Origin of the sequence: Flectobacillus sp. (assembly GCF_049240685.1) — a bacterium.
Taxonomy (GTDB): Bacteria; Bacteroidota; Bacteroidia; order Cytophagales; family Spirosomataceae; genus Flectobacillus.
Genome location: NZ_JBMLSD010000503.1, coordinates 1 through 2,555 on the forward strand (window position 1 = coordinate 1; position 2,555 = coordinate 2,555).

A 2,555-nucleotide genomic window follows, 5' to 3' on the forward strand; every position below is an offset into this window, starting at 1 on the left:
AAAAAATCAATTTTGGTATTTCTAAATAGAAATTCAATGAAAAAAATCATACAATATTTCTGCTTGGGCTTGTTTTTGCAAAGTCTTGTGGCTTGTGAAAATGACGAAGTAAAAACCTATATGAGTGCTCAGAATCAAGCCCCTAAGCTGAGCTCAACTCAAACCAGCTATGTATTAACAGCAAATACCGCCAATGATAGTACCGTGTCTATGACTTGGGCTCGTTCGGATTATGGTTTTAGTGCTGCCGTGAAATATACCTTGCAAATTGCCAAAGCAGGAACCAATTTTGCAGCGCCTAAAGAAGTGAGTTTAGGAAATGCAACCTCATTCAAATATACTACGGCAGATTTTAATCAACTGGCAATCTTACAAGGATTAAAACCTAATGCTGTAGGACAATTAGAAATTCGTGTAAAATCGAGTATTTCTGAATCTGTAGCAGATTTGTATTCAAATACTCTGACCGTCTCAGTTACGCCATATCTTGTTGTGATTAATTATCCATCGCTGTGGGTAGCAGGCGATTATCAAGGTTGGAATCCAGCAACAGCGCCGAAAATATCCTCAAGAAATTCGAATGGAATTTATGAAGGTTACGTTTGGATTTCGGGGGGAACTCGTCAATTCAAATTGACAAGCCAACCAGATTGGAATGGTATCGCTTATGGTTGGGTCAGTAGTACTGTATCGGGTACAGATGTATCAGGGACAATGAGTGCTAACGGAGGAAACCTGTTTGTGCCAGGAGATGGTTATTTCTTAATCAAAGCAAATACCAACACGAATACTTGGAGTGCAACCAAAACAACTTGGTCAATTATTGGAGACGCTCCCGAGGGTTCAAATTGGTCAAACGATATTCCGATGCAGTTTGATGCGGCCAAAAATGTTTGGAAAGTAACTACAAAATTGAATGTCGGAAGTTTGAAATTTAGAGCCAATAGCGGTTGGACCATTAATTTGGGCGATACTGGTGCCGACCTAAGTCTAGAATACGATGGAACAGATATTAAAATTCCAACAAACCTAACAGGCACAAGAACCATTACCCTTGATTTGAAAGCTGGAAATTATACTTATACGATTGAATAGAAATAGTGTTTTAGGCAAAAGGCACAAGGTAAAGAGTGTTAACTTGATTATTGGACAAAATAGTTCAAGACTTAGTCTTGGACTCATTTTTCAACAGTTTAAAACTGTTTTTAAAAAATTCAGTGAAAAATTCTATGCACCTGAATAACACTTTCTCGTTTTGTCCAGTAATCAGAGTTTTAACATGTTTTTTAGTTACTATAGATTTGTTCTTGCCGAAAACCCATTGCCGAAAGCCAAATAATTGAATTCTATTTTATGCACTAACTTTTTAATACAAATACTTAAACTCTCATGAACTTAAAACGACATTTTCATTTTTTGATGGCTTCGGTATTGCTCATTGCTTGTAGCAATAATACGCCAGCTCCAGCCGAACCAACACCTGTAACACCAGTAACTTCCACATTTGCCAAAGGGGCAGATATTAGTTGGATTACAGAAATGGAAGCCAAGGGAATCAAATTCTACAACGCTGCAGGTACTCAAATGGAAGGAATGGCTTTGATGAAGTCCTTAGGAATGAATACCATTCGTTTGAGAGTTTGGGTAAATCCGTCGCCAGCCTATAACGATAAAGCCGATGTGGTAGCAAAGGCGATTCGTGCCAAAAATTTGGGTATGCGTATTATGATTGACTTTCATTACAGCGACAATTGGGCTGACCCTGGCAAACAAACCAAACCTGCGGCTTGGTCAAATTTGGATTTAGCAGGTCTAAAAACAGCGATTTCCAATCATACCACAGATGTACTAAATGAACTCAAAAAGAATAATGTTACACCAGAATGGGTGCAGGTAGGTAACGAAACCAACGATGGAATGCTTTGGCCAACTGGGCGAGCTTCGGCAAATATGAGCAATTTTGCTCAAATGATTAATGCTGGATACGATGCTGTTAAGGCGGTTTTCCCACAAGCAAAGGTGATTGTTCACTTAGCGAATGGTTATGATAACAGCCTATTTCGTTGGATGTTCGATGGCTTAAAATCAAACGGAGCGAAGTATGATGTTATTGGTATGTCTTTATACCCAACTTGGGCCAATTCGACTTGGCAGGTGGCCAATCAAAATTGTTTGAACAACATGAATGATATGGTTTCTCGTTACGGCAAGGAAGTGATGATTGTGGAAATTGGTATGCCTTGGGATCAGGCGACTGAATGTCAAGCTTTCATCAAAGATATTATCACAAAAACAAAATCTGTTTCTGGCTCGAAAGGCTTGGGCGTTTTGTATTGGGAACCACAGGCCTATAACAATTGGGTAGGTTACACTTTAGGGGCTTTTGATAATTCTGGAAAACCTACGGTGGCGCTTAATTCGTTTGCAGATTAAATGCAAGAGATTTGAAAATTAATATCCATGGTCAGTGTCCCTATATCCGTGGTCAGTGTCCCACTGACCAACTGGCGACAGCAAAATTTGTGAAGTGTCGAGTGAGACACTCGCCACGGAAA

The 2,555-nt window shown here is 39.3% G+C and carries 2 protein-coding genes; both read left to right on the plus strand.

Annotated features, from left to right (window positions below; all coding sequences use genetic code 11):
• Positions 1-36 precede the first annotated feature (36 nt).
• On the plus strand, positions 37-1,095 hold the full coding sequence (locus ACOVQ4_RS23380) for a SusE domain-containing protein (RefSeq protein ID WP_421822999.1): 1,059 nt from the start codon (positions 37-39) through the stop codon (positions 1,093-1,095).
• Between the two features lie 294 nt (positions 1,096-1,389).
• On the plus strand, positions 1,390-2,433 hold the full coding sequence (locus ACOVQ4_RS23385; RefSeq protein ID WP_421823000.1) for a glycoside hydrolase family 53 protein: 1,044 nt from the start codon (positions 1,390-1,392) through the stop codon (positions 2,431-2,433).
• The last annotated feature ends 122 nt before the right edge of the window (positions 2,434-2,555 follow it).